The organism is Streptomyces sp. NPDC060000 (assembly GCF_042737375.1).
In the GTDB taxonomy this organism is placed as follows: Bacteria; Actinomycetota; Actinomycetes; order Streptomycetales; family Streptomycetaceae; genus Streptomyces.
This window is the reverse complement of the sequence record NZ_JBHWUU010000050.1, coordinates 15821-39038: the sequence shown is the minus strand read 5'-3', so window position 1 is coordinate 39038 and position 23218 is coordinate 15821. Positions and strand designations below refer to the sequence as shown.

Annotated in this window: 21 protein-coding genes and 1 riboswitch; of the genes, 8 read left to right on the top strand and 13 right to left on the bottom strand. The window is 71.5% G+C overall.

Features of this window, described 5'->3' with window-relative positions:
* Positions 1–3 precede the first annotated feature (3 nt).
* The 6 genes from ACFWBB_RS25090 (at position 4) to ACFWBB_RS25065 (ending at position 6642) form a co-directional block, all read left to right on the top strand.
* Complete coding sequence (locus ACFWBB_RS25090) at positions 4–1368, top strand: aspartate aminotransferase family protein (protein ID WP_385276663.1); 1365 nt, start codon at positions 4–6, stop codon at positions 1366–1368.
* 195 nt (positions 1369–1563) lie between these two features.
* Positions 1564–2307: an ABC transporter ATP-binding protein gene (locus ACFWBB_RS25085; protein WP_385276660.1), complete on the top strand. Its 744-nt coding sequence runs from the start codon at positions 1564–1566 to the stop codon at positions 2305–2307.
* On the top strand, positions 2289–4055 hold the full coding sequence (locus tag ACFWBB_RS25080; protein WP_385276657.1) for a hypothetical protein: 1767 nt from the start codon (positions 2289–2291) through the stop codon (positions 4053–4055). The genes ACFWBB_RS25085 and ACFWBB_RS25080 overlap by 19 nt, the downstream gene beginning before the upstream one ends.
* A gap of 125 nt (positions 4056–4180) precedes the next feature.
* Positions 4181–4600 (top strand): VOC family protein, encoded by a 420-nt coding sequence (locus ACFWBB_RS25075; RefSeq protein WP_385276654.1) that lies wholly within the window; start codon positions 4181–4183, stop codon positions 4598–4600.
* Between the two features lie 35 nt (positions 4601–4635).
* A complete protein-coding gene (locus ACFWBB_RS25070; protein WP_385276651.1) occupies positions 4636–5763 on the top strand; it encodes an LOG family protein in 1128 nt (375 codons plus the stop codon).
* Positions 5764–5925: 162 nt separating this feature from the next.
* Positions 5926–6642, top strand: coding sequence for an LAETG motif-containing sortase-dependent surface protein (locus tag ACFWBB_RS25065; protein WP_385276648.1), 717 nt, complete (start codon positions 5926–5928; stop codon positions 6640–6642).
* A 119-nt stretch (positions 6643–6761) separates the two neighbouring features.
* On the opposite strand, the gene ACFWBB_RS25060 is transcribed toward ACFWBB_RS25065, so the two are convergent.
* The 4 genes from ACFWBB_RS25060 to rlmN all read right to left on the bottom strand — a co-directional run bounded on the left by ACFWBB_RS25060 (position 6762) and on the right by rlmN (position 11825).
* Entirely contained in the window at positions 6762–7781 is a 1020-nt protein-coding gene (locus ACFWBB_RS25060; RefSeq protein WP_385276645.1) for an ABC transporter ATP-binding protein, read from the bottom strand.
* Entirely contained in the window at positions 7781–9451 is a 1671-nt protein-coding gene (locus tag ACFWBB_RS25055) for an ABC transporter permease (RefSeq protein ID WP_385276642.1), read from the bottom strand. Before ACFWBB_RS25055 ends, ACFWBB_RS25060 begins: the two co-directional genes overlap by 1 nt.
* On the bottom strand, positions 9427–10509 hold the full coding sequence (locus tag ACFWBB_RS25050; RefSeq protein WP_385276638.1) for a thiamine ABC transporter substrate binding subunit: 1083 nt from the start codon (positions 10507–10509) through the stop codon (positions 9427–9429). The genes ACFWBB_RS25055 and ACFWBB_RS25050 overlap by 25 nt, the downstream gene beginning before the upstream one ends.
* Before the next feature lie 78 nt (positions 10510–10587).
* A riboswitch (TPP riboswitch) is annotated at positions 10588–10696 on the bottom strand.
* Positions 10697–10718: 22 nt separating this feature from the next.
* Entirely contained in the window at positions 10719–11825 is a 1107-nt protein-coding gene (gene rlmN, locus ACFWBB_RS25045) for a 23S rRNA (adenine(2503)-C(2))-methyltransferase RlmN (RefSeq protein ID WP_385276635.1), read from the bottom strand.
* Between the two features lie 171 nt (positions 11826–11996).
* On the opposite strand from rlmN, the gene ACFWBB_RS25040 reads away from it, so the two are divergent.
* Positions 11997–12218 (top strand): hypothetical protein, encoded by a 222-nt coding sequence (locus tag ACFWBB_RS25040; RefSeq protein WP_385276632.1) that lies wholly within the window; start codon positions 11997–11999, stop codon positions 12216–12218.
* A gap of 292 nt (positions 12219–12510) precedes the next feature.
* On the opposite strand, the gene ACFWBB_RS25035 is transcribed toward ACFWBB_RS25040, so the two are convergent.
* From ACFWBB_RS25035 to rpsB, 5 genes are all read right to left on the bottom strand, one after another.
* Positions 12511–13707: a phosphatidate cytidylyltransferase gene (locus tag ACFWBB_RS25035; RefSeq protein WP_385276629.1), complete on the bottom strand. Its 1197-nt coding sequence runs from the start codon at positions 13705–13707 to the stop codon at positions 12511–12513.
* Positions 13707–14264: a ribosome recycling factor gene (gene frr, locus ACFWBB_RS25030; RefSeq protein ID WP_385276626.1), complete on the bottom strand. Its 558-nt coding sequence runs from the start codon at positions 14262–14264 to the stop codon at positions 13707–13709. Before frr ends, ACFWBB_RS25035 begins: the two co-directional genes overlap by 1 nt.
* Before the next feature lie 171 nt (positions 14265–14435).
* Entirely contained in the window at positions 14436–15194 is a 759-nt protein-coding gene (gene pyrH / locus ACFWBB_RS25025; RefSeq protein ID WP_385276623.1) for a UMP kinase, read from the bottom strand.
* Positions 15195–15380: 186 nt separating this feature from the next.
* Positions 15381–16226 (bottom strand): translation elongation factor Ts, encoded by an 846-nt coding sequence (gene tsf / locus ACFWBB_RS25020; RefSeq protein WP_385276620.1) that lies wholly within the window; start codon positions 16224–16226, stop codon positions 15381–15383.
* A 158-nt stretch (positions 16227–16384) separates the two neighbouring features.
* Complete coding sequence (gene rpsB, locus ACFWBB_RS25015; protein WP_385276617.1) at positions 16385–17353, bottom strand: 30S ribosomal protein S2; 969 nt, start codon at positions 17351–17353, stop codon at positions 16385–16387.
* A 280-nt stretch (positions 17354–17633) separates the two neighbouring features.
* Here rpsB and ACFWBB_RS25010 point away from each other — a divergent pair, with 280 nt between their 5' ends.
* Positions 17634–18269, top strand: coding sequence for a M23 family metallopeptidase (locus ACFWBB_RS25010; RefSeq protein ID WP_385276614.1), 636 nt, complete (start codon positions 17634–17636; stop codon positions 18267–18269).
* A 396-nt stretch (positions 18270–18665) separates the two neighbouring features.
* Here ACFWBB_RS25010 and ACFWBB_RS25005 read toward each other — a convergent pair whose 3' ends face one another.
* The 4 genes from ACFWBB_RS25005 to ACFWBB_RS24990 all read right to left on the bottom strand — a co-directional run bounded on the left by ACFWBB_RS25005 (position 18666) and on the right by ACFWBB_RS24990 (position 23217).
* Entirely contained in the window at positions 18666–19223 is a 558-nt protein-coding gene (locus ACFWBB_RS25005; protein WP_385276735.1) for a TetR/AcrR family transcriptional regulator, read from the bottom strand.
* A 108-nt stretch (positions 19224–19331) separates the two neighbouring features.
* The gene (gene whiG, locus ACFWBB_RS25000) at positions 19332–20174 is read right to left on the bottom strand and encodes an RNA polymerase sigma factor WhiG (protein ID WP_385276611.1); all 843 of its coding nucleotides are present in this window, start codon (positions 20172–20174) and stop codon (positions 19332–19334) included.
* Between the two features lie 263 nt (positions 20175–20437).
* On the bottom strand, positions 20438–21595 hold the full coding sequence (gene dprA / locus ACFWBB_RS24995) for a DNA-processing protein DprA (protein ID WP_385276608.1): 1158 nt from the start codon (positions 21593–21595) through the stop codon (positions 20438–20440).
* Positions 21592–23217, bottom strand: a complete 1626-nt coding sequence (locus ACFWBB_RS24990) for a YifB family Mg chelatase-like AAA ATPase (protein ID WP_385276605.1) — start codon at positions 23215–23217, stop codon at positions 21592–21594. The genes dprA and ACFWBB_RS24990 overlap by 4 nt, the downstream gene beginning before the upstream one ends.
* Between the last annotated feature and the right edge of the window lies 1 nt (position 23218).

Below are 23218 nucleotides of genomic sequence, written 5' to 3'. Positions count from 1 at the left end.
ACCGTGAGCACCAAGGACCTCAGCCGCACCGCGTACGACCACCTGTGGATGCACTTCACCCGCATGTCCTCGTACGAGAACTCGCCGGTCCCGACCATTGTCCGGGGCGAGGGCACCTACATCTACGACGACAAGGGCAGGCGCTACCTCGACGGTCTCGCGGGTCTGTTCGTGGTCCAGGCCGGGCACGGGCGCGTGGAACTCGCCGAGGCGGCCTTCAAGCAGGCCCAGGAGCTGGCGTTCTTCCCGGTGTGGTCCTACGCCCACCCGAAGGCCGTGGAACTGGCGGAGCGTCTGGCCCACCACGCCCCGGCCGACCTGAACAAGGTCTTCTTCACCACCGGCGGCGGCGAGGCGGTCGAGACCGCCTGGAAGCTCGCCAAGCAGTACTTCAAGCTCACCGGCAAGCCGACCAAGTACAAGGTCATCTCCCGCGCGGTCGCCTACCACGGCACCCCGCAGGGCGCCCTGTCGATCACCGGCCTGCCGGCCCTGAAGGCCCCCTTCGAGCCGCTCGTCCCGGGCGCGCACAAGGTGCCGAACACCAACATCTACCGCGCCCCGCTGTTCGGCGACGACCCCGAGGCCTTCGGCCGCTGGGCCGCCGACCAGATCGAGCAGCAGATCCTCATGGAGGGCCCGGACACCGTCGCCGCGGTCTTCCTGGAGCCGGTCCAGAACGCCGGCGGCTGCTTCCCGCCCCCGCCCGGCTACTTCCAGCGGGTGCGCGAGATCTGCGACCAGTACGACGTGCTGCTCGTCTCGGACGAGGTCATCTGCGCCTTCGGCCGCCTGGGCACGATGTTCGCCTGCGACAAGTTCGGCTACGTCCCGGACATGATCACCTGCGCCAAGGGCATGACCTCGGGCTACTCCCCGATCGGCGCCTGCATCATCAGCGACAAGCTGGCCGAGCCGTTCTACAAGGGCGACAACACCTTCCTGCACGGCTACACCTTCGGCGGTCACCCGGTCTCCGCGGCGGTCGGCCTCGCCAACCTCGACCTGTTCGAGCGCGAGGGCCTCAACCAGCACGTGCTCGACAACGAGGGCGCGTTCCGCTCGACCCTGGAGAAGCTGCACGATCTCCCGATCGTCGGCGACGTCCGCGGCAACGGCTTCTTCTACGGCATCGAGCTGGTGAAGGACAAGGCGACGAAGGAATCGTTCAACGACGAGGAGACCGAGCGCGTCCTGTACGGCTTCCTCTCCAAGGCGCTGTACGACAACGGCCTGTACTGCCGTGCCGACGACCGCGGCGACCCGGTCGTCCAGCTCGCCCCGCCGCTGATCTCCAACCAGGAGACCTTCGACGAGATCGAGCAGATCCTGCGCGCGACGCTGACGGAGGCGTGGACGAAGCTCTGATCGTCAGCCTGATCAGCTGATCAACACCGGCCCCGGTGTCGACCGTTCGAGTGAGAAACGGCGACCCGGGGCCGTGTGCTGTCCGGCCTTCCCGTCCTGGCTGCCTAGCGTGCGAGTGACCGATCGGCCCTGCCTTCGTTCCCCCGCACGGGGGAACGACACGGGAACTACGGATCTGAACCGAGGTGCACGCCCATGGAGGCCCCGCCGGACGACGACGTGCTGTGGGCACGCTCCCTCTACTTCACGCACCGCGACGGCTCACCGGCGCTCGGCGGTGTCTCGCTGGGCGTGCGGGAGGGCGAGATCCTCGCCGTCAGCGGGCCGCGCGGCAGCGGCAAGACGACCCTGCTGCGCTGTCTGTCCGGCCTGGTGCGCGCCCAGCGCGGCGAGGTCTGGTTCAACAGCGTGCCCGTGCACACGATGGGCCCGATGGCCCGCGAACGGCTGCGCCGCGACCGCTTCGGCTGGATCGACCCGGTACCGGTCCTCGTCCCCGAACTCAACGTCTGGGAGAACGCGGCCCTGCCCCTGATGCTGCGCGGCACCAGCCGCCGCCGGGCCAAGGTCGCCGCGCTGGAATGGCTGGACCGCCTGGACATCGGCGACAGGTCCGGCAGCCGCCCGCACGAACTGACCCAGGCCGAGCGCCAGCGGGTCTGCATCACCCGCGCCCTGGCCCCGGCCCCCTCGGTCCTCTTCGCGGACGAGCCGACGGCCCCCCTCCACCGCGCGGACCGGGCCCACGTCCTGCGCACCCTGACGACGGCGGCCCGTTCCCACGGCATCACCGTGGTACTGGCCACCCACGACCCGGAGACCGCCGCCCTCGCCGACCGCACGGTGCCGCTCCTTGACGGCCGCCGGGTGAAGACGGTGCATCTGCCGCCGGTCGCGGAGCCGGAAGGCCGGGGGGCCGCGTGCTCGCTCTCCGTCTGACGCGCAGCGCCCACCCCGCCGTCCAGCTCCGCCGCCTCCTGGTGGCGACGGCCTCGGCGGGCACCGGCTTCCTCCTCCTGTGCACCCTCGGGCACGCCCTCACCCACCCCGACGCCCCGGCCGCGTCCGTGCTCCGCCTCGCCTGGTGCGCGGTCCCGCTGGCCGCGACGGTCTACTTCGCCCTGGCGGTGGCCCGCGCCGACCCCGGCACCCGGCCGCGCCCAGGACTGGCGGCGATCGGCCTGGGCCCGGCCCGTCTGATGGCCGTCTCGGCGATGACGACGGCCCTGTCGACGCTGCTCGGCTCCATGCTGGCCCTTCTCCTCTTCCTCCATCTGCGCGGTGACCTCACGGGCATGCCGTTCGACGGAGCGGCCCGTGACTTCCTGGCGGCGAACCAGCCTCTCCCGCTGCCGGCGTCCCTGACCCTGCTGGCACTGGTCCCGGTGGCCTCGTCCCTCGCGGTCGCGCTGATGCTCCGCCCGCGGGACGCGCGCGTGGCGGCCCGGGCGGTCCCGCGGATGTTCGGCCGGTTCGGGGCGTACGGCAGGACAGCACGGGGCGACAGGTTCGGGGAGTACGGCCGCTTCGGGGCAAGGCTGAGTGGTGCCCGACCGTCCCACCCGGCGGATGGCGGTGGTCCCGCCGAGGCGGCCACCGCCCCGGCGACTGACGCCCGGCGGTCCCACCCGGCCGCGGTGGACGTCCACCCCTCCCGCACGACGCCGGACGGCCGTCCCGCCGAGGCGGCTCCCGCCCCGGCGGCCGACGCCCGGCGGTCCCACCCGGCCGCGGGCGGTGACCTCTCCGCGCCGACCCCCACCGGGGCGACGGACGGCCGTCCCGCCGAGGCGGCTCCCGCCCTGGCGGCAGGCGTCCAGCCGTCCCGCACGGCGCCGGCTCCGGACGGTCGTCCCGGCGAGGCGGTGCCCGACGACCCGGCAGCGGGCGGTACCCCGTCAGCGCCGGGCACGGCGACCCTGTCGATCGCCTCAGCCCTGGTCGACGCCTCGTCGCGGACTCCGGACGGCACACCCTCCGCGTCCCCGGCCCTGTCCCCGCACCCGGTCCCGGCCTCTGCGGACGCCCACGCCCAGGCCCCCCTCCCCGCCCCCGGCATGGCGGGCTCGCAGACGCAACCGCCCCATCCCACCGCCCTTCCCTGGGGCACCGCCCTCCTCGCCGCCGGTCTGGCCGTGGAGGCGTACGCGAACCGCACCGCGAACCCCAGCACCCTTCCCCTCCCCGGCGGCCTGCCCACCGGCCCCGCCGCGGTCCTCCTCGGCTGGACCCTGACCGCCGTGGGACTGGCCCTCGCCGGTCCCGGCCTCACCCACCTCTGCGGCCTTCTGCTGCAAGCGGCCCGCCCCGGCGCGCTCCGCCTCCTCGCGGGCCGCGGGCTGATGCAGGAGGCGTCCCGCATCGGCCGCCCGCTGGGCGTGGTCTGCGCGGTGGCCTCCGGCGCGTACACGATGGCCATGCTCTACGACCCGGCGGACCCGTCCTTCGGCCCGCTCACCGCCCTCGGCGCGCTGATCGTGGTGGGCTGCACCGTCGCCACGCTCCTGACGGCGGCCGTCGAGGCGAGGCAGGTCCGCGCCGACACCACCGCCGCCCTGCTCCGCCTCGGCGCCCCGGCCAAGACGCTGCGCAGCGCCGCAGCCCTGCGCACCGGCGCCCTGCTCGCCCTGTTCGTCCCGCTCACCCTGATCGTGGCCGAACTGGCGGCCCTCCCGCTGACGCGCTGAAGCACTCCCGCGGGCAGAAAACGTCCGCGCGGAAGGGTCGCCCCCGCCGATTAGTTCCGCGCGGCCCACCGGTCTACCTCACCGACACGACACACCAGCGGCACGAACTCCCTGGGAGAGACCAGATGACCACCCCGGCCTACCAGCAGATGATCTTCGTGAACCTGCCCGTGAACGACCTCGACGCCTCGAAGAAGTTCTTCACGGAGCTCGGCTACACGATCAACCCGCAGTTCAGCGACGACAACGCGGCCTCCGTGGTGATCAGCGACACGATCGTGGTGATGCTGCTCACCAAGCCGTTCTACTCGACGTTCACCAAGAAGGAGATCGCGGACGCCGCGAAGACCAGCGAGGTCCTGATCGCCCTGAGCGCCCAGAGCCGCCAGAAGGTCGACGAGCTCGTCGACAGGGCGCTCGCGCTGGGCGGCTCCCCGAGCGGTGAGACCCAGGACATGGGTTTCATGTACGGCCGTTCGTTCGACGACCTCGACGGCCATACCTGGGAGGTCGTATGGATGGACCCCTCGACCGTCCAGAGCTGACCCGCTCGCCGTTCCGCGCTGCCTAGCATGGGCGGGTGCATCCGACGACACCCGCCCAGCCGTTCGACGGCTCCCACGACCGTGAGATCGAGTCCCTCGCCGAGTTCGACGAGGTGGCCCGCACCCACGGCACGCTCTCCCACTTCCGCGTCCAGTCCGTCGATCTGACGGCCCGTACGGACGTCCTCCTCGCCCTGGACACCTCGGGCGCCGTCTTCCTCGGCTGCCCGATGGAACCGGAGGCGGCCACGAAGTCCCGCGCCTCCGGCGCCCTGGTCTTCCCGCCCGTACCGGGCCTGTCCTTCGACCCGTACCGCGGTTTCGTCTACTCCCCCGACGAGTTGTTCGCGTCCCTGGACGAGGGCTACGAGGCGACACCGGACGCCCGTACGTACGCCTGGTTCCAGCACACGAAGGCGGACGGCGACATCTTCGGGTCGATGCTCCGCTCGATCCACGACGACGCCGTCACCGACGCGCTCGACGAACTCCTCGTCGGAGAGCGCGTGGTGGGCGTCATGGGCGGCCACGCCATGGCACGCGGCACGGACGCGTACGCCGGCGCGGCCCGCCTCGGCCGTGAACTCGCCCGTGCGGGGCTCATGGTGGCGACCGGAGGCGGACCCGGCGCGATGGAGGCGGCGAACCTCGGCGCCTACGCGGCCCCCTTCGACGACGAGATGCTCACCGGCGCCCTCCGTATCCTTGCCAAGGCACCGAAGTTCACGCCCTCGATCACCGAATGGGCGAAGGCCGCCTTCGAGGTGCGGGCCGGCTGGCCGGGCGGCGGCCCCTCGGTCGGCATCCCCACGTGGTTCTACGGCCACGAGCCGCCGAACCCGTTTGCCGCGCACCTCGCCAAGTACTTCTCCAACGCCACCCGCGAGGACGGCCTGTTGGCCCGCTGCACCGCGGGAGTGGTGTTCCTGCCGGGCGCCGCCGGGACCGTACAGGAGATCTTCGACAACGCGACGCCCAACTACTACGGGTCGCGGGGCGAGCCGACCCCCATGGTGCTCGTGGACCGGACGCACTGGACACAACGGCTGCCCGCCTGGCCGCTCTTGCGGTCACTCGCCCAGGAGCGGGCGATGGAGTCCCGTATCGCCCTGGTTGACCGGATCGAGGAGGCTCCGGAGGCGTTGAAACGTCTCGGTGGTTAATAAGCGGGCAAAGCCAGCCGCTCAGAGGCATCCTCGCATTGACACTTCTTATGGAACGCTTATAGACCTGTGGTTCTGCTGGGGATGGTGACGCGTTCGGCTCACCGGGGGCGCCATCTTCCCCTCCACCCCCCGCAGTTGCGCTTCCCGTAAAGGACAAACGTGTCCCTTTCCCGCCGTACCGCCGCCCGTTCGGTGCGCATGCTCGGTGTCACCGCCGCCTCCGCCGCCCTCGCGCTCAGCGCCGCCGGCACCGCGCTGGCCTGCGACATCAGCGAGTTCTCCGCCACTGCCGCCTGTGACGGCACGAAGGGCGTCATCACCGTCACCGACAAGGACCCCACGGGCGTCCCGGCCGTCATCACCGTCTTCCTCGAGAACAACGGCGCCGACCTCCGGCAGGTCGGCACGGAACAGACGGTCGTGGGCTCGAAGAAGGGCGTCACCGTCTCCTTCGCCGAGGACTGGGAGCCGAACGCCGAGTACCGGGTCCACGTCCTGGCCGTCAAGGGCAAGAAGACGTTCGTCGACACCGACATCAGCCCGAACGTGACCACCCCGTCCAAGGCCTGCGAGGCCGACGACACGTCGAGCCCGAGCAGCACCCCGTCCTCGTCGCCGTCGGACACCAAGACCACGCCGCCGCCGGCCGAGACGATCACCCCGTCCGCTTCCCCGTCCGACTCGGCCAGCGACAGCGCCGCGCCCGCACCCTCCGCGAGCAACGCCCCGTCGCCCGCGGTCCAGGAGTCCAACCTCGCCGAGACCGGTGCCAACTCCAACACCGGTCTGATCGTCGGCGTCGCGGCCGCCCTGGTCGTCGTCGGCGGTGGCGCGGTGTTCTTCGGGATGCGTCGCCGCGGGTCCAGCAACCGCTGACCGGCACGACCCGCTCGACCCGCACTACGGACGTACGTGAGTGGCCCGTCCCCATTTCGGGCGGGCCACCCGCATGTCCCGGTACGTTCCCCGGCCGGCCTCTCTCCCTCGGCCGGCCGTCAGTCCAGTACGACGATCTCGCCCGCGTCGAAGGAGACCCCCACCGCGCCTCCGACCTCCGGCGCGTCCCGCAGGGCGCACGCCGCCTCCAGCCTCGGTGCGCCCTCCGGCTGGAGGTGCACCGCGACATGGGTGCCGCGGAAGGTGCGGCCGGCGACGGTGCAGCGCAGTCCCTCGTCCGCACCCACCAGGCGCACACCGGCAGGCCGGACCAGCAGCGTGCGCGCCCCCTGGCCCGATCCGTCCGGCACCGGCACCTTGCCCCACGGGGTGACCGCGGCCTCCCCCGTGACGGTCGCCTCCACCACGTTGTCGAAGCCCAGGAACCGGGCCACGAACTCGTCCGCCGGCCGCTGCCACACCTCGAGTGGCGTACCGGACTGGGCGATCCGCCCGTCCCGCATCACCACGACCCGGTCGGCGAGCGCGAACGCCTCGCCCTGGTCATGGGTGACCGCGAGCACGGTCGTCCCCAACCGGCCGAACAACTCCCGAAGTTCGACGACCAGCCGCTCCCGCAGCGACCGGTCGAGCTGGCCGAGCGGCTCGTCGAGCATCAGCAGCCGGGGCCGCGGCGCGAGGGCCCGGGCCAGCGCCACCCGCTGCTGTTCCCCGCCGGAGAGCGAGGCCACCGCACGGCCGCCCGCACCGGGCAGCCCGACCAGTTCCAGCAACTCCCGCACCCGCTCGCCCTGCCGGCCCCTGGGCATGCCGCGCATCCGCAGCCCGAAGGCCACGTTGCCGCCCACGTCCCGCTGCGGGAACAGCTGATGGTCCTGGAACATCAGCCCGAGCTCCCGCTTGTGCGCGGGCACCCCGGCCTGGTCCCGCCCGTCCAGCAGCACCCGGCCGGCGTCCAGCGGCTGGAGCCCGGCCACCGCCCGCAGCAGCGTCGACTTGCCGCTGCCGCTCGGCCCCAGCACGCAGACCACCTCGTGCTCGGCGACGGCGAGACCGACCGCGTCGAGCACGGCGCGCCCCCCGAACCGCACGGTCGCGCGCTCCAGCTCCAGCAGCATCAGAACTCCCCCGTACGGTCGGTCCGCAGCCGCTCCAGCACCAGCAGGGCCACCGCGCACACCACCATCAGAATCGTCGAAAGGGCCATCGCCTGGCCGTAGTTCAGCTCGCCGGCCCGACCGAGCAGTCGCGCCACGGCGACCGGCAGCGTCGGACTGTCGGGCCGGGCGATGAACACCGTCGCCCCGAACTCCCCCAGCGACACCGCGAAGGCGAATCCGGCCGCGACGAGCAGCGCCCGCCGCACCATCGGCAGGTCGACCTCCCGCCACACCCGCCAGGGCGACGCCCCGAGCACGGCCGCCGCCTCACGCAGCCGCTGGTCCACCGCCCGCAGCACCGGCAGCATGATCCGTACGACGAAGGGAACGCCGACCAGCGCCTGCGCGAGCGGCACCAGGATCCAGGTACCGCGCAGGTCCAGCGGAGGCTCGTCGAGCGCGATGAGAAACCCGAAGCCGACGGTCACGGCGGAGACGCCCAGCGGCAGCATCAGCAGTGCGTCGAAGCCACGGACCAGCCGTCCGGCGTCCCGTCGGGTGAGCGCGGCCGCGGCGAGCCCACCGACGAGCACGGCGATCGCGGTCGCGACGACGGCGTACTCCAGCGAGTTGCCGATCGCCTCGATCGGCGGGACCAGGAAGACATTGCCGTCGTCGCTGGTCAACGCCCGGTAGTAGGCGAAGCCGGGTGCGTCGAGCGAGCGCTGCGCCAGCACCCCGAGCGGCAGCACCAGCAGGACGGCGATCGTGCCGAGCACTCCGGCCAGCAGCGCCCACTGCCCGGCCCCGCGCGGTCGCCGCGCCGTCACCGACGCGTCGACCAGCCGCAACGCGGTCTCCCGCCGCCGTACGGCCTGGGCGTGCACGGCGAGGATCACGCCGACGGCCACGAACTGGACGATCGTGAGGACGGCGGCCGTGGACAGGTCGAAGATCTCGGAGGTCTGCCGGTAGATCTCCACCTCGAGGGTGGAGAAGGTGGGGCCACCGAGGATCTGCACCACTCCGAAGGAGGTGAAGGTGAACAGGAAGACCATCAGCGCGGCGGCGGCGACGGCGGGCCCCAGGGCGGGCAGGGTGACCGTGCGCCACGCCGTCAGCCGGGACGCGCCGAGCATCCGCGCCGCCTCCTCCTGGCGGGGGTCGAGCTGCGACCACAGCCCGCCCACCGTCCGCACGACGACCGCGTAGTTGAAGAAGACGTGCGCCAGCAGGATCGCCCACACCGTGGTGTCCAGCCGTACGCCCCACAGGTCGTCGAGCAGTCCACCGCGCCCGACGAGCGCCAGGAACGCCGTGCCGACGACGACCGTCGGCAGCACGAACGGCACGGTGACGACGGCGCGCAGCACCTGCTTGCCCGGGAACTCCAGGCGCGCGAAGACATACGCGGCGGGCAGCGCGACCAGGAGCGTCAGCGCGGTGGAGGCCAGTGCCTGCCAGGTGGTGAACCACAGGACGTGCCGGATGCCGGACTGCGCGAGCACGTCCCACAGCCGTCCGAAGCGCGGGCCCCCGTCGGCGCCGAGTCCCCGGGCGACGATCGCGGCGACAGGGTAGGCGAAGAAGACCGCGAAGAACGCGACGGGCACGGCCATGAGACCGAGCCGTGCCACGTTCCCCGTGCGGGCTCCGCGCCCGGTCACTTCAGTACGAGCGAGGTCCATGACTTGACCCAGTCGTCGCGGTTGTCGGCGATCTTCCCGGGGTCCAGGGTCTCGGGGTCCTTGGCGGCGGGCCCGTACTCGGTGAACTCGGCGGGGACGGCCGCCCCCTTCACCACCGGGTACACGAACATGTTGAGCGGCATGTCCTCCTGGAACTCTTTGGTGATCAGGAAGTCGATCAGCGCCTTGCCGCCCTTGCTGTTGGAGGCGTTGCTCAGCAGACCCGCGAACTCGATCTGCCGGAAGCAGGTGCCGGACGCGACACCGGTCGGCGCGGTGGCCGGCTTCGGGTCGCCGTAGATCACCTCGGCGGGCGGCGAGGAGGCGTACGACACGACGAGCGGCCGGTCGGCCTTCGCCTTCTTCCCCCCGGCGGACCCGGAGAACTCCTCGTTGTAGGCCTGCTCCCAGCCGTCGACCACCTTCACCCCGTTGGCCTTGAGCTTCTTCCAGTACCCCTCCCAGCCTCCGTCGCCGTACTTCGCGGCGGTGCCGAGCAGGAAGCCGAGCCCGGGCGAGGAGGTGGAGGCGTTCTCGGTGACGAGCAGATCCTTGTAGGCGGGCTTCACCAGGTCGTCGAAGGAGGCGGGCGGGGCCAGCTTGTGCTCGCTGAAGTACGCCTTGTCGTAGTTGACGCAGATGTCGCCGTAGTCGACGGGAGTGACCCGGCGCTTGTCGGCGTCCAGCCGGTACTGCGCGTCGACCTGCCCCAGCCCCTTGGCTTCGTACGACTGGAACAGCCCGTTGTCGAGGGCGCGCGACAGGAGCGTGTTGTCGACGCCGAAGAAGACGTCGCCCTGCGGGTTGTCCTTGGTGAGGATCGCCTTGTTGACGGCCTGCCCGGCGTCGCCGTCCTTGAGGACCTTCACCTTGTACCCGGACTCCTTCTCGAAACCGGCGAGCACACCCTTGGACACGGCCCACGAGTCGTGGCTGACGAGGGTGACGGTCTTCGAGCTCCCCGAGCCCGCCGTCCCCTTCCCGTCCGTCGACCCGCACGCGGACAGCGCGACCAGGCCGAGCCCTACGGCCACGGCCACGAAGGTCTTGTTCTGCACTGGTTTTCCTCCTGGGTTGACCAGGAAGAGACGCGGCCCCGCCCGGGTCCGCGACGGACGCCGGGCAGGGCGCAACAGCTCGAGTGATGACCGAACTTCCTACCCAGAATGACCTGGGCGAGGTTCAGAGGGTCTGCGGGCCTGGATGCCGCACTCTCAGCGCTGTGGCGCTCCCCTGTCGGAATATGAAGATGTGTACGGTCCTCAGACTACCGCTCGGTCGCCGCGAGCTGACCGCACGCCCCGTCGATCTCCTGACCACGGGTGTCCCGGACCGTGACGGGCACCCCGTGCGCGGCGATCGCCTCGACGAACGCCTTCTCGTCCTCGGGCCGGGAGGCCGTCCACTTCGACCCCGGCGTCGGGTTGAGCGGGATGAGGTTGACGTGCACCGGCTTGCCCCGCAGCAGCCGCCCGAGCCGGTCACCACGCCAGGCCTGGTCGTTGATGTCGCGGATCAGCGCGTACTCGATGGACAGCCGACGCCCGGACCGCTCGGTGTACTCGAACCCGGCCTCCAGCACCTCGCGCACCTTCCACCGCGTGTTCACGGGGACCAGGGTGTCGCGCAGTTCGTCGTCCGGCGCGTGCAGGGAGATCGCCAGCCGGCACTTGAAGCCCTCGTCGGAGAACCGGTGGATGGCGGGCACCAGGCCGACCGTCGACACGGTGATCCCGCGCTGCGAGAGCCCGAGCCCGTCGGGAGCCGGGTCGGTGAGCGCCCGGATGGCACCGACGACCCGCTTGTAGTTGGCGAGCGGCTCGCCCATACCCATGAAGACGATGTTGCTGAGCCTGGCAGGCCCCCCCGGCACCTCTCCGTCCCGCAGGGCCCGCATCCCGTCGACGATCTGGTGCACGATCTCGGCGGTGGACAGGTTCCGGTCCAGCCCCGCCTGCCCGGTGGCGCAGAACGGGCAGTTCATCCCGCACCCCGCCTGCGAGCTGATGCACATGGTCACCCGGTCCGGGTACCGCATCAGTACCGACTCCACGAGCGTGCCGTCGAACAGCCGCCACAGGGTCTTGCGGGTGGTCCCCTCGTCGGTCGACAGATGCCGGACCACCGACATCAGGTCCGGCAGCAGCGCCTCACGCAGCTTGTCGCGGGCACCGGCGGGGATGTCGGTCCACTCCGCCGGGTCGTGCGCGTAACGCGCGAAGTAGTGCTGCGAGAGCTGCTTGGCACGGAACGGCTTCTCACCGATCTCCGCCACGACCTCCTTCCGCTCGGCGGGCGAGAGGTCGGCAAGATGCCGCGGCGGCTTCTTGGCTCCGCGGGGGGCAACGAAAGTAAGTTCTCCGGGCTTCGGCATAACCCTTCCAGTGTCGCAGATCAACTCCACCGGCCCAGGCCCAGAACGGGGTGGGGGCGGTCACCCCTGGGCGCTCTCTGTCATGGTTGGACGGCCTCGCACAACCCAGGGACGGCCCAGGGGGCGTACCACCGGGAGCGGGATGATCTCTCCGGAGGGGTGCGAGTGGACATGCTTGAACTGATGGAGTGGCTGGCCGCGCGCGGAGTCACAACCTTCTTCAAGGTCGACGGTGACCGCATGGTTGAGCGGCGGACGGCATGGATGGTCATCGTCAGCGGTGGGCCGCTCGGCGAGGACTCGTTCTTCCGAGCCGACCTGGCCACGCCAGACGCATGCCTTGACTCGTTGCTCGCTCATCTGGAGGGCAAGGGCCTGTCGCCATTCGCATGATCAACATGTGCTGAAGCTCAGACGCAACTGCCGTGGGGTGCCCGCACGTACCTGGTGAGCTCGACCGCCCGCTCGCTCAGTTTCTCGTTCCCCTCACGGCCCTGGTGACGAGCTCGCTCGCCCAGCCCTCGGCGGAGGCCGTGGGCAGGACGAGCCGGCGTCGACGGTAGCGGTGCCCGGCGCGCGTCGTTGATCGCTGCGAGCAGCGAGGCAGGAGTACATGAGATACGGGCCCCCTCCCCGCACAGAAGCAAAGGGAGGCGGCCCGCATGAACCCGTTGTGCCGCGTGGGTCAGCCGGAACCCACGAACAGGACGAGCAGCAGCCAGACCACGGGAGCCGTGGGCAGGAGCGAGTCGAGCCGGTCCATGATGCCCCCGTGGCCCGGGAGCAGCGTGCCCATGTCCTTGATGCCCAGGTCCCGCTTGATCATGGACTCGCCGAGGTCGCCGAGCGTGGCGCTGGCCGCGACGGCGAAGCCGAGCAGCAGCCCCTGCCACCAGGTGCCGTCGTCGATCAGGAACTGCATGCACAGCGCGCCGGCGACCATCGCGAACGACACCGCCCCGAGCAGGCCCTCGCGGGTCTTGCCCGGGCTGATGCGCGGGGCGAGCTTGGTTCTGCCGAAGCGCCAGCCGACGGCGTACGCGCCCGTGTCGCTGACGACCGTCAGGACCAGGAACGTCATGACACGGAACGCTCCGTCGTCGGCGGTGAGCATCAGGGCGACGAACGTGGCGAGGAACGGCACGTAGAAGGCCGCGAAGACGCCGGCCGTGACGTCCTTGAGGTAGCCCTCGGGCGGTTCGGTCATCCGCCAGACCAGCACCGCGAGCGCGGTGAGAGCCATCGCGACCCAAGCGCCCTCGGGTCCCCGGACGTATCCGGCGACGATCATCGCGGCACCGCCGACCGCTAGCGGCACGAGCGGCGCCCTGATGCCCTTGCGCTCCTGCAGCCTGCTGGTCAGCTCCCACAGGCCCACGACGACGGCGACCGCTATCACGCCGATGAACACGGCCTTGACGACGAACAGCGACGCGACGATGACCGCACCGAGCCCGACCCCGACCCCTATGGCCGCGCCCAGGTCGCGGCCCGCACTCTTCTTCTGCGGGGCGGGCGCCGGCTGAGGGGCGTCGGGCATGGGCTCCGGATTCTGCGGCACCGCCGCAGGGGGCTGTGCCGACGGTGTGTCGTGGCGTCGGGCGGCGTCGATGTACGGCTGGTTGCCGTAGGGCGCGTCGCCGTAGGGCTCGGCTGGGAACGGGGGGCCGCCCAGCCGAGCGGCCCCCCGGTCGTCATCCTGGTTTCCGCCGTGTGCGGGTACGTCGGGGACGATGGGCATGGGGCGAGTCTGCTGCGCCTCAGGCGCATCGTACGCGGGACCCGCCGGGGCGGCCCCTTGGACGGGCGCCTGGTCGGCGGGCCCCCAGTACCCGGCCCGCGACCCGGCGTGTGGCGGTGAGCCCCAGGAAGAGTCGTTCATCAGACCTCGAGCAGCTCCGATTCCTTGTGCTTCAGGAGCTCGTCCACCTGGGCGACGTACTTCGCGGTGGTGTCGTCGAGCTCCTTCTCGGCACGGCGGCCCTCGTCCTCGCCGACCTCGCCGTCCTTGATCAGCTTGTCGATCGCGTCCTTGGCCTTGCGGCGGACCGCGCGGATGGACACCTTGGCGTCCTCGCCCTTGCCCTTGGCGACCTTGATGTAGTCGCGGCGGCGCTCCTCGGTCAGCTCGGGGAACACCACTCGGATGATGTTGCCGTCGTTGCTCGGGTTGACGCCCAGGTCGGAGTCGCGGATCGCCTGCTCGATGTTGCGCAGCGCGGTCTTGTCGAACGGCGTCACGACCGCCATGCGCGGCTCCGGCACGGAGAACGAAGCCAGCTGGTTGATCGGCGTCAGTGCGCCGTAGTAGTCGGCAACGATCTTGTTGAACATCGCCGGGTGCGCACGGCCGGTGCGGATCGCGGCGAAGTCCTCCTTGGCGACCACGACGGCCTTCTCCATCTTCTCCTCGGCCTCGAGGAGGGTCTCTTCGATCACCACTTGCTCCTGCGTGTCTTGAGTAGGCCCGGCTGCGGTTCCTTGCGGAGGCCGGCCGGCTGCGTCGCGTCTTCTTCCTGCACGGTTCCCGACCGGCAGGACATTGTCCATCCCCCGACCAGGGTCCGTCCCCCGGTCAGGTGTTGTCGTGCGAGACCGGGGTTCTTCCGGTCAGGCCCGGCTGCCTTGCTCACCCACAAGCGTGCCGATCTTCTCACCCCTGACGGCGCGAGCGATATTGCCCTCCGTCAGGAGCTCGAAGACGAGGATCGGGAGCTTGTTGTCACGGCACAGCGTGATCGCGGTCATGTCCGCGACCTTCAGGTCGCGGGTGATGACCTCGCCGTAGCCGAGGGCGTCGAACTTGACGGCCGCCGGGTTGGTCTTCGGGTCGGAGTCGTAGACGCCGTCCACGCCGTTCTTGCCCATCAGCAGCGCCTCGGCGTCGATCTCCAGGGCGCGCTGGGCGGCGGTGGTGTCGGTGGAGAAGTACGGCATGCCCATACCGGCACCGAAGATGACCACGCGGCCCTTCTCCAGGTGCCGCACGGCACGCAGCGGGATGTAGGGCTCGGCGACCTGGCCCATGGTGATGGCGGTCTGCACGCGGCTGTCGATGCCCTCCTTCTCCAGGAAGTCCTGGAGGGCGAGGCAGTTCATGACCGTGCCGAGCATGCCCATGTAGTCCGAGCGGGCGCGGTCCATGCCGCGCTGCTGGAGTTCGGCGCCGCGGAAGAAGTTGCCGCCGCCGATGACGACCGCGATCTCGGCGCCGTCACGGACGACGGCGGCGATCTCACGGGCGACCTTGTGCACCACGTCGGGGTCCACGCCCAGGCCCCCGCCACCGGAGAATGCCTCCCCGGACAGCTTCAGCATGAACCGGCCGCGTAGTTTGCCGTCGTCGCTCTTCTGGGCCTTGGTGGTCATGGAAGATCCCGCCTCTTTCACGTGGTGCACATGCGAAGAAGGCCATTGCCGGTGGGGTGTTCGCAACCCGTGCGCGGCAATGGCCTCCTCGTCAGATCTGCTGTCGTCCGTCACGCACGCGCGTGACGGCGTACCGGACGACTGCCTCCGACCCTATCGGGCCGGCGCGTCGATCGCGGTACGGACTCAGATGCCGACCTTGATACGCGTGAAGCGCTTCAGGGTGACACCGGCCTCGTCCAGGATCTTCTGGACGGACTTCTTGTTGTCCAGCGCGTACGGCTGGCCGAGCAGCGTGGCGTCCTTGAAGAAGCCGTTGAGGCGACCCTCGACGATCTTCGGCAGGGCGGCCTCGGGCTTGCCCTCGGCGCGGGTGGTCTCCTCGGCGACGCGGCGCTCGGTCTCGACGACCTCGGCCGGCACGTCCTCCTTGGAGAGGTACTTCGGCGCGAAGGCGGCGATGTGCTGGGCGATGCCCTTGGCCACGACAGCGGCCTCGTCGGTCTGCTTGTCGAGCTCGACGAGGACACCGATCTGCGGGGGCAGGTCGGGCATCGTGCGGTGCATGTACGCGGTCACGAAGCCGTCGGCGAACTGCGCGAAGCGGTCCAGCACGATCTTCTCGCCGAGGTTGGCGTTGGCCTCGTCCACGAACGCCTGGACGGTCTTGCCGGCCTCGATCTCGGACGCGAGCAGCGCCTCGAGGTCGGCCGGGGAGGTCTTGACGACGTGCTCGGCGATCGCGTTGGCGACGGCCTGGAACTTCTCACCCTTGGCGACGAAGTCCGTCTCGCACTTCAGCTCGACGAGGACGCCGGAGGAGTTGTCGTCGGCGATGATCGAGACCACGGCGCCGTTCTCGGCGGAGCGGCCCTCACGCTTGGCGACGCCCTTCTGGCCCTTGATGCGGAGCGCCTCGACGGCCTTGTCGACGCTGCCTTCGGCCTCGTCCAGCGCCTTCTTGCAGTCCATCATGCCGGCGCCGGTGAGCTCACGGAGCTTCTTGACGTCAGCGGCGGTGTAGTTCGCCATGATCTGTGAATCTCTCTCGGAGTTCGAAGTCTCGAAGATCTACGAAGATCTGGGGGGGCTGTGGGTGAACGGCGGGCGGTGCACTCGGCACCCCCCGCCGTCACTTCGTCCCTAGTGCCCTACGGACGACCTGGCGGCCGTACGGCCTACGGCCTGACTCAGGCCTGCTCGCCCTCGGCGGCCGGAGCGGCCTCCGCGGCGGGGGCCTCAGCCTCAGCCTCAGCAGCGGGAGCCTCGGCGGCCGGGGCCTCGGCCTCAGCAGCGGCCTCGGCGGGAGCCTCGGCGGTCTCAGCCTCAGCAGCGGCCTCGGCCGGCTTCTCGGCAGCCTCGTCCGTGGTCTCGGCGTCGGCCTTCTTCTCGCCCTCGAGCAGGTCGCGCTCCCACGCGGCCAGCGGCTCGCCGGCGGCCTTGTCGCCCTTGTCGCCGGTGGCGACGCCGGAACGGGAGATGAGGCCCTCGGCGACGGCGTCGGCGATCACGCGGGTGAGCAGGGTGACGGAGCGGATCGCGTCGTCGTTGCCCGGGATCTTGTAGTCGACCTCGTCGGGGTCGCAGTTGGTGTCGAGGATGGCGACGACCGGGATGTTGAGCTTCCGGGCCTCACCGACCGCGATGTGCTCCTTCTTGGTGTCCACGATCCAGACGGCGCTGGGAACCTTGGACATCTCGCGGATACCACCGAGGGTCTTCTCGAGCTTGGCCTTCTCACGCGAGAGGACCAGGAGCTCCTTCTTCGTCAGACCCGAGGCGGCGACGTCCTCGAAGTCGATGACCTCGAGCTCCTTGAGGCGCTGGAGGCGCTTGTAGACGGTCGAGAAGTTGGTGAGCATGCCGCCCAGCCAGCGCTGGTTGACGTAGGGCATGCCGACGCGGGTCGCCTGCTCGGCGATGGCCTCCTGCGCCTGCTTCTTCGTGCCGACGAACATGACCGTGCCGCCGTGGGCGACGGTCTCCTTGACGAACTCGTAGGCGCGGTCGATGTACGACAGCGACTGGAGCAGGTCGATGATGTAGATGCCGTTGCGCTCGGTGAAGATGAAGCGCTTCATCTTCGGGTTCCAGCGACGGGTCTGGTGACCGAAGTGGACGCCGCTTTCCAGCAGCTCCCGCATCGTGACGACGGCCATGGCCGTTCTCCTTGGTTTTCTCGGTTGTGCCGCGGGAACCGGACGGTTCCCGCGCCTGACGCCCGCGATGCGCCGAGCCACGAAGGACCGAGGGGCGCAGACACCGGAAGACCGACCGTGGCCGGCCCCCGATATTGGGGCGTGCGAAGTCGACCCGGTGACCCGGATCGCCAGAAGAAGTGTACGGGACCGGCGAGGTACCGGGTGACGCCGCTGTCCACAACCGTCGGACGGTCCACAGGCCCGGGCCGCCACCGGAGGAACGCGGGACGGTGACGGCATGCACGCACAGCGAGACCCACGACGATTCCCTGCGCAGCGGCACCGCCCAGAGCGGTACCTGGCCCTGCTGCTGTGTCTGTCGATCATGACGGCGGCCTCGGTGGCGTGGGCGGATCCCCGGGTTCCGCCGCGCGCCCCGGCGCTCCCGGCGCCCCGGGCTCTCCCGGCGCCGCCGGTCCCGGCGATCGGCCGGGTCTGGCCGGTGGGCACCCGCCCGGCGGTGCTCCGCGGCTGGGAGCCCCCGGCGAGCCCGTACGCCCGCGGCCACCGGGGCGTCGACCTGGCGGCACCGCCGGGCACCGCCGTACGGGCGGTGGCGGCGGGCCGGGTGTCCTTCGCGGGCCGGGTGGCGGGCCGGGGCGTCGTGTCGGTGGAACTGGCGGCGACGGGCCGGCCACCCCTGCGGACGACCTACGAGCCGGTACGGGCGTCGGTGCGCAAGGGCGACGAGGTGGCCCCGGGCCAGGTCGTCGGCACGGTGGAGCAGATGGGCTCACACTGCGCCCGGACGTGTGTGCACTGGGGGCTGCTCAGAGGCGAGACCTATCTGGACCCGCTGTCGCTGCTGCCCCCATGGCTGTGGCGGAACGGCCCGTCACGGCTACTGCCGGTGCTCGGCGTACCTCTGCCATGACTGGGCGGAGGCCCGCGCCCCGACTCCAAACGCCGTGAGTCGACCCAGAAGCCCACGGTTCGTCCCCGGAATCCGTGACTCAGCTCCGAATTCCTTGACTCGGCCCCGACCACCATGGCTCAACCCAGAAGCCCGCGGCCCGGCCCCGGCCGCCGTCACTCGACCCCTAAGCCCGCGCCCCGACCCCGACCGCCGTCACTGAGACAAGGCCCGCAGCCCGACCCCCAACCCCGCGACTCAACCCAGACCGCCGTCACTCGACCCCCAAGCCCGCGCCCCGGCCCCGACCGCCGTCACTGACCACGAAACCCGCAGCCCGATCCCCAACCACGCGACTCAACCCAGACCGCCGTCACTCGACCCCCAAGCCCGCGACTCGCCCCCGACCGCCGTCACTCAGCCCCGGACGCCCCGCAGCACCATCCCCACCGCCGCGTCGGTGATCGCCGAGGGGTCCTCCGCCGCGCCCAGCTCGATCCGCCGTACCGCCGCGTCCACCACGCCCTGCAACAGCATCGCCGCGAGACGGGGCTGCGCGTGGCCCAGCTCCGCCAGCGCCGCACCGATCATCGCCACGAGCCCGCCGTGTGCCGCCCGGATCTTCTCCCGGGCCCCCGCGTCCAGCTCGCTCGCCGAGATCGCCACGACGGCCCGGTGCCGCCGGTCCCCCACCAGGGCGAGCTGCCGGCGCACATACGCCTCGACCTTGGCCTCGGCCCCGTCGGCCGCGGCCATCGCCGCCTCCACCTCCGCCGCCCACACGGGGAAGTCGGCCTCGCACAGCTCCTCGACCACGGCGGCCCGCGACCGGAAGTACTCGTACACGGACGAACGCGCGAGGCCCGTGCGCTCGGCGAGGGCCGGGAAGGTCAGCGCCTCCGTACCGCCCTCGGACAACAGGGAGCGTGCCGCGTCCAGCAGGGCGGCACGCTGCATCGACCGGTGCTCGGCCACGGAGGCCGCTCGAATCCTTGGCACATCGACCACTCTACGGACGCTCCCCGCCCGGCGGGAGTGACTCCGCCCGCACTCGCGTCCACCGGCCGGGGCTCCCCGGCCGGTTCAACGGCCGAAGCTCGCCAGTTTCGCGCGCAGCTGGAGGACGGACTTGGTGTGGATCTGACTGACCCTGCTCTCGGTCACGCCCAGCACGTTGCCGATCTCGGCGAGCGTCAGCCCCTCGTAGTAGTAGAGCGTGACGACCGTCTTCTCCCGGTCGGGCAGCGTGTTGATCGCCCGCGCGAGGAACCGTCTGAGCTCCCGGTCCTCGGCCACCTCCACGGGGTTGTCCGCGGCGGTGTCCTCCAGCGTGTCCATGAAGCTGAGGCCGTCCCCGTCCTCACCCCCGACGTGCAGCAGCTCCTCCAGCGCCACCACGTTGGCCAGCGACAACTGGCTGAACACAGCGTGCAGTTCGTCCACCGCGATGCCCAGCTCGGCGGCCACCTCGCACTCCGACGGAGTCCGCCGCAGCCGCGCCTCCAGCGTCGCGTAGGCCCGCTCGACGTTGCGTGCCTTCTGCCGCACCGACCGCGGGATCCAGTCCAGCGCCCGGAGCTCGTCGATCATCGCGCCCCGGATCCGGGTGATCGCGTAGGTCTCGAACTTGATCTCCCGGTCGACGTCGAACTTCTCGATCGCGTCGATCAGTCCGAAGACCCCGGAGGACACGAAGTCGGCCTGCTCCACGTTGGGCGGCAGCCCGACGCTCACCCGGCCCGCCACGTACTTCACCAGCGGCGAGTAGTGCAGGATCAGCTGTTCCCGCAGCCGTTCGTCCCCCGTCGCCTTGTACGACCGCCACAGCTCGTCGAGCGTCGAGGGAGCGGGCGGCCGCACGCTGCCACCGTCACGGGCGGCTGGGGGGCTCGCCGCCCGGTCGGACCCGGAGGTGTGCTGGGGCATTCGTCGCCTTGTGCCGTTCTGCCGTGAAGTGCGTGTGGTCGGTACCGCGTGGTGCAGAGGTGCCGGTCTGTGCCGGAATCCTCGTGAGCGTAGCGTGACTGAAGTGTCGCGGTGCGCGAAGGGCGTGGCCGGACCGGTACGCAGATACGTTCCGCTTGGACCCCTCCCGGGTCACGGCTGTTACCGCGGTCGACCCGGGGCCGGGCCAACTGCCGGAAACGCCAAGGCTTTCGGCGTTCCCCCGGACGGCCGAACACCCCGGGTCAACACGGACGGTGGCCCCCTCGAACGGAGACCATGGCCTGGCGTGTCAACTTCCAGCCGTCGCCGTGTCGTTCGACGTAACCGAGTGCTCTGAGTTCGTACAGTCTCGCGATCGCGTCGTCCGGCGTGGTCCGGGCCTCGCGTGCGATCTCGTCGACCGCCGCGGACCTGCGGGCGGGCAGCGCGGCCAGAACACGCCGGGCAGCCGGTTCCAGCAGATCGCGCGGCAGCGCCGGACCACGCCGGTCGGGTGCCAGCTCACCCATCTCTCCGACCAGTTCGACGACCTCCGCGGCGTCGGTGACCAGCACCGCCTCCCCGCGCAGGAGTTCGTGCACCCCTGCGGAAAGGCCACTGGTGGCCGGCCCCGGCACCCCCATCATGTGCCGGCCCAACCGCTGCGCCGCCCGCGCGGTGACCAGCGAGCCGCTGCGGTACGCGGCCTCGACGACGACCGTGCCCCGGGTCAGCGCGGCGATCACCCGGTTGCGCAGGATGAACCTGCTCGGTGTCGGATGGTCGCCGGGCGGCAACTCGCCGACCACCAGACCCTGTTCGGCGATCCTGTTGATCAACGCGGTGTGGCCGCGCGGGTAGGGCCGGTCGACCCCGCAGGCGAGCACGGCGACGGTGGCGCCGCCCGCGCCGAGGGCGCCCCGGTGGGCGGCGCCGTCCACGCCGTAGGCGCCGCCCGACACGACCACCCAGCCCTGTTCGGCGAGGCCGGCGGAGAGGGTGGCCGCCATGTGGGCGCCGTACTCGGTGCAGGCGCGGGCGCCGACCACGGCGACCGACCGCAGCGCCCACATCCGCAGACTCGGCCGCCCCCGCACCCAGAGCCCGAGCGGCCGGGCGTCCCCGAGTTCGTCCAGCGTTCCCGGCCACTCTGCGTCCCCCGCGCACACGAACCGCACCCCGGCCTCGTGCGCGACGGCCAGATCCCGCTCCGGCTCGGCCCGCTCGGCCCGTGCGCGCAACCCGGCCCAGCGCCGCGCGGTCACCCCTGGCAGCGGCTCCCCGTCGTCCCGCAGCCGCCGCACGACCTCCCTTACGCCGCGCTGCCGCACCCACTGCCCGCCCACCTCGTCGCCGGGCTCGAGGACCCGCCCGAGGAAGACCCGGGCGAGCCGGTCGTCGGCCGGCTCGTCGCCGCTCACGTCAGGGCCCCGAGGGCCATCGGTACCCCGCGCGGCACCCCTGTGCGCAGTTGCAGGGCCAGGTTCACGTCCATCACGCCGGGCCGGTCGTGGCCGACGAGGTCGGCGACGGTCCAGGCGACGCGCAGGACCCGGTCGAGCCCCCGGGCGGTCAGCACCCCTCGCTCCAGGCTCCGCTCCGCCTCGTCCATGGCACCGGTGGCGGCCTGCCAGCGGTTGCGCAGCTCCCGCCCCGGCACTTCGCTGTTGGTCCGCCACGGAGTGCCCGCCAGCCGGGCCGCCGCCCGTTCCCGGGCGGCCCTGACCCGGTCTGCGACGGTCGCCGTGGACTCACCGCCGGGCCCGCGGTGCGCGAGCTCGGCCCGGCCGACCGGGTCGACCTCCACCCGCAGGTCGACCCGGTCGAGCAGCGGGCCGGACAGCCGCGCCTGGTAGCGGCGGATCACGGAGGGCGGACACTCGCACAGGGTGTCCCGCTGCGAGAACCGGCCGCAGGGACACGGGTTGGCCGCGAGCACCATCAGGAACCGCGCCGGGAACCGCACCACCCCCGCACTGCGCGCGATCACCACATGGCCCGCCTCCAGCGGCTGCCGCAGGGCGTCGAGGGCATGGCTGCCGAACTCCGGGGTCTCGTCGAGGAAGAGCACGCCGCGGTGCGCCAGCGAGACGGCACCGGGCCTGGCGAACCCGGCCCCGCCCCCGACCAGCGACTGCATGGTGGCCGAGTGGTGCGGGGCGCAGTACGGGGGCACGTCGATGAGGGGCTTGCCCGGCGGCAGCAGTCCGGCCACCGAGTGCACCGCGGTGACCTCCAGCGACTCCTGCCTGTCCAGCCGGGGCAGCACGGCCGGCAGACGCTCCGCGAGCATGGTCTTGCCCGCCCCGGGCGGTCCTTCCAGGAAGAGGTGGTGGCCGCCGGCCGCGGCGACCTCCACCGCGGTCCGCGCCGAGCCCTGTCCGACCACGTCCGCGAGGTCGTGCCCCTGGTCCTGCTGGGCGGCGCCCAGGCCGTGCATCCCGGTGGCCGCTCCGGTACCGGGCATCCGCAGGCCGGCCAGGAGCGGATCGGGGCGGCCCGCCTCGTCCGGCTCCTCCTCGGGCACGGGTTCGTCCGCGAGGACGGCGATCAGTTGCCGCAGGCTGCGCACCCCGAGCACGGAGACGCCGGGGACCAGCGCCGCCTCGGCGGCCGCGCACTCCGGGACGACCACCTGTTCGTATCCGGCGTCGGCCGCGGCCAGCACCGCGGGCAGGATGCCCCGGACCGGGCGCACCCTTCCGTCCAGGCCCAGCTCTCCGATCATGACGATGTCGGCGAGCACCCTCGGGTCGATCCGTTCGGCCGCGCCGAGCACGGCGCTCGCGATGGCCAGATCGAAGCCGCTGCCGCCCTTGGGCACCGAGGCCGGGCTGAGTCCGACGGTGAGCTTCTTCTGCGGCCATTCGCCACCCGAGTTCACCACCGCCGCCCGCACCCGGTCCCGGCTCTCGGTCAGGCTCTTGTCCGGCAGCCCCACCAGCGTGAACGCCGCCACTCCCGGTTCGAGGTCGGCCTGGACCTCGACGACGACCCCTTCGACGCCCACCAGCGCCACCGAGCACGTACGCGCGAACCCCATC

What these genes read in the sequence shown, in the direction of transcription:
- ACFWBB_RS25085 (WP_385276660.1), top strand. Translation starts at nt 1,564, where the DNA reads ATGGAGGCCCCGCCGGACGACGACGTGCTGTGGGCACGCTCCCTCTAC.
- ACFWBB_RS25075 (WP_385276654.1), top strand. Translation starts at nt 4,181, where the DNA reads ATGACCACCCCGGCCTACCAGCAGATGATCTTCGTGAACCTGCCCGTG.
- ACFWBB_RS25060 (WP_385276645.1), bottom strand. Translation starts at nt 7,781, where the DNA reads ATGCTGCTGGAGCTGGAGCGCGCGACCGTGCGGTTCGGGGGGCGCGCC.
- ACFWBB_RS25055 (WP_385276642.1), bottom strand. Translation starts at nt 9,451, where the DNA reads ATGGACCTCGCTCGTACTGAAGTGACCGGGCGCGGAGCCCGCACGGGG.
- rlmN (WP_385276635.1), bottom strand. Translation starts at nt 11,825, where the DNA reads ATGCCGAAGCCCGGAGAACTTACTTTCGTTGCCCCCCGCGGAGCCAAG.
- ACFWBB_RS25040 (WP_385276632.1), top strand. Translation starts at nt 11,997, where the DNA reads ATGCTTGAACTGATGGAGTGGCTGGCCGCGCGCGGAGTCACAACCTTC.
- ACFWBB_RS25035 (WP_385276629.1), bottom strand. Translation starts at nt 13,707, where the DNA reads ATGAACGACTCTTCCTGGGGCTCACCGCCACACGCCGGGTCGCGGGCC.
- pyrH (WP_385276623.1), bottom strand. Translation starts at nt 15,194, where the DNA reads ATGACCACCAAGGCCCAGAAGAGCGACGACGGCAAACTACGCGGCCGG.
- tsf (WP_385276620.1), bottom strand. Translation starts at nt 16,226, where the DNA reads ATGGCGAACTACACCGCCGCTGACGTCAAGAAGCTCCGTGAGCTCACC.
- rpsB (WP_385276617.1), bottom strand. Translation starts at nt 17,353, where the DNA reads ATGGCCGTCGTCACGATGCGGGAGCTGCTGGAAAGCGGCGTCCACTTC.
- ACFWBB_RS25010 (WP_385276614.1), top strand. Translation starts at nt 17,634, where the DNA reads ATGCACGCACAGCGAGACCCACGACGATTCCCTGCGCAGCGGCACCGC.
- whiG (WP_385276611.1), bottom strand. Translation starts at nt 20,174, where the DNA reads ATGCCCCAGCACACCTCCGGGTCCGACCGGGCGGCGAGCCCCCCAGCC.
- ACFWBB_RS24990 (WP_385276605.1), bottom strand. Translation starts at nt 23,217, where the DNA reads ATGGGGTTCGCGCGTACGTGCTCGGTGGCGCTGGTGGGCGTCGAAGGG.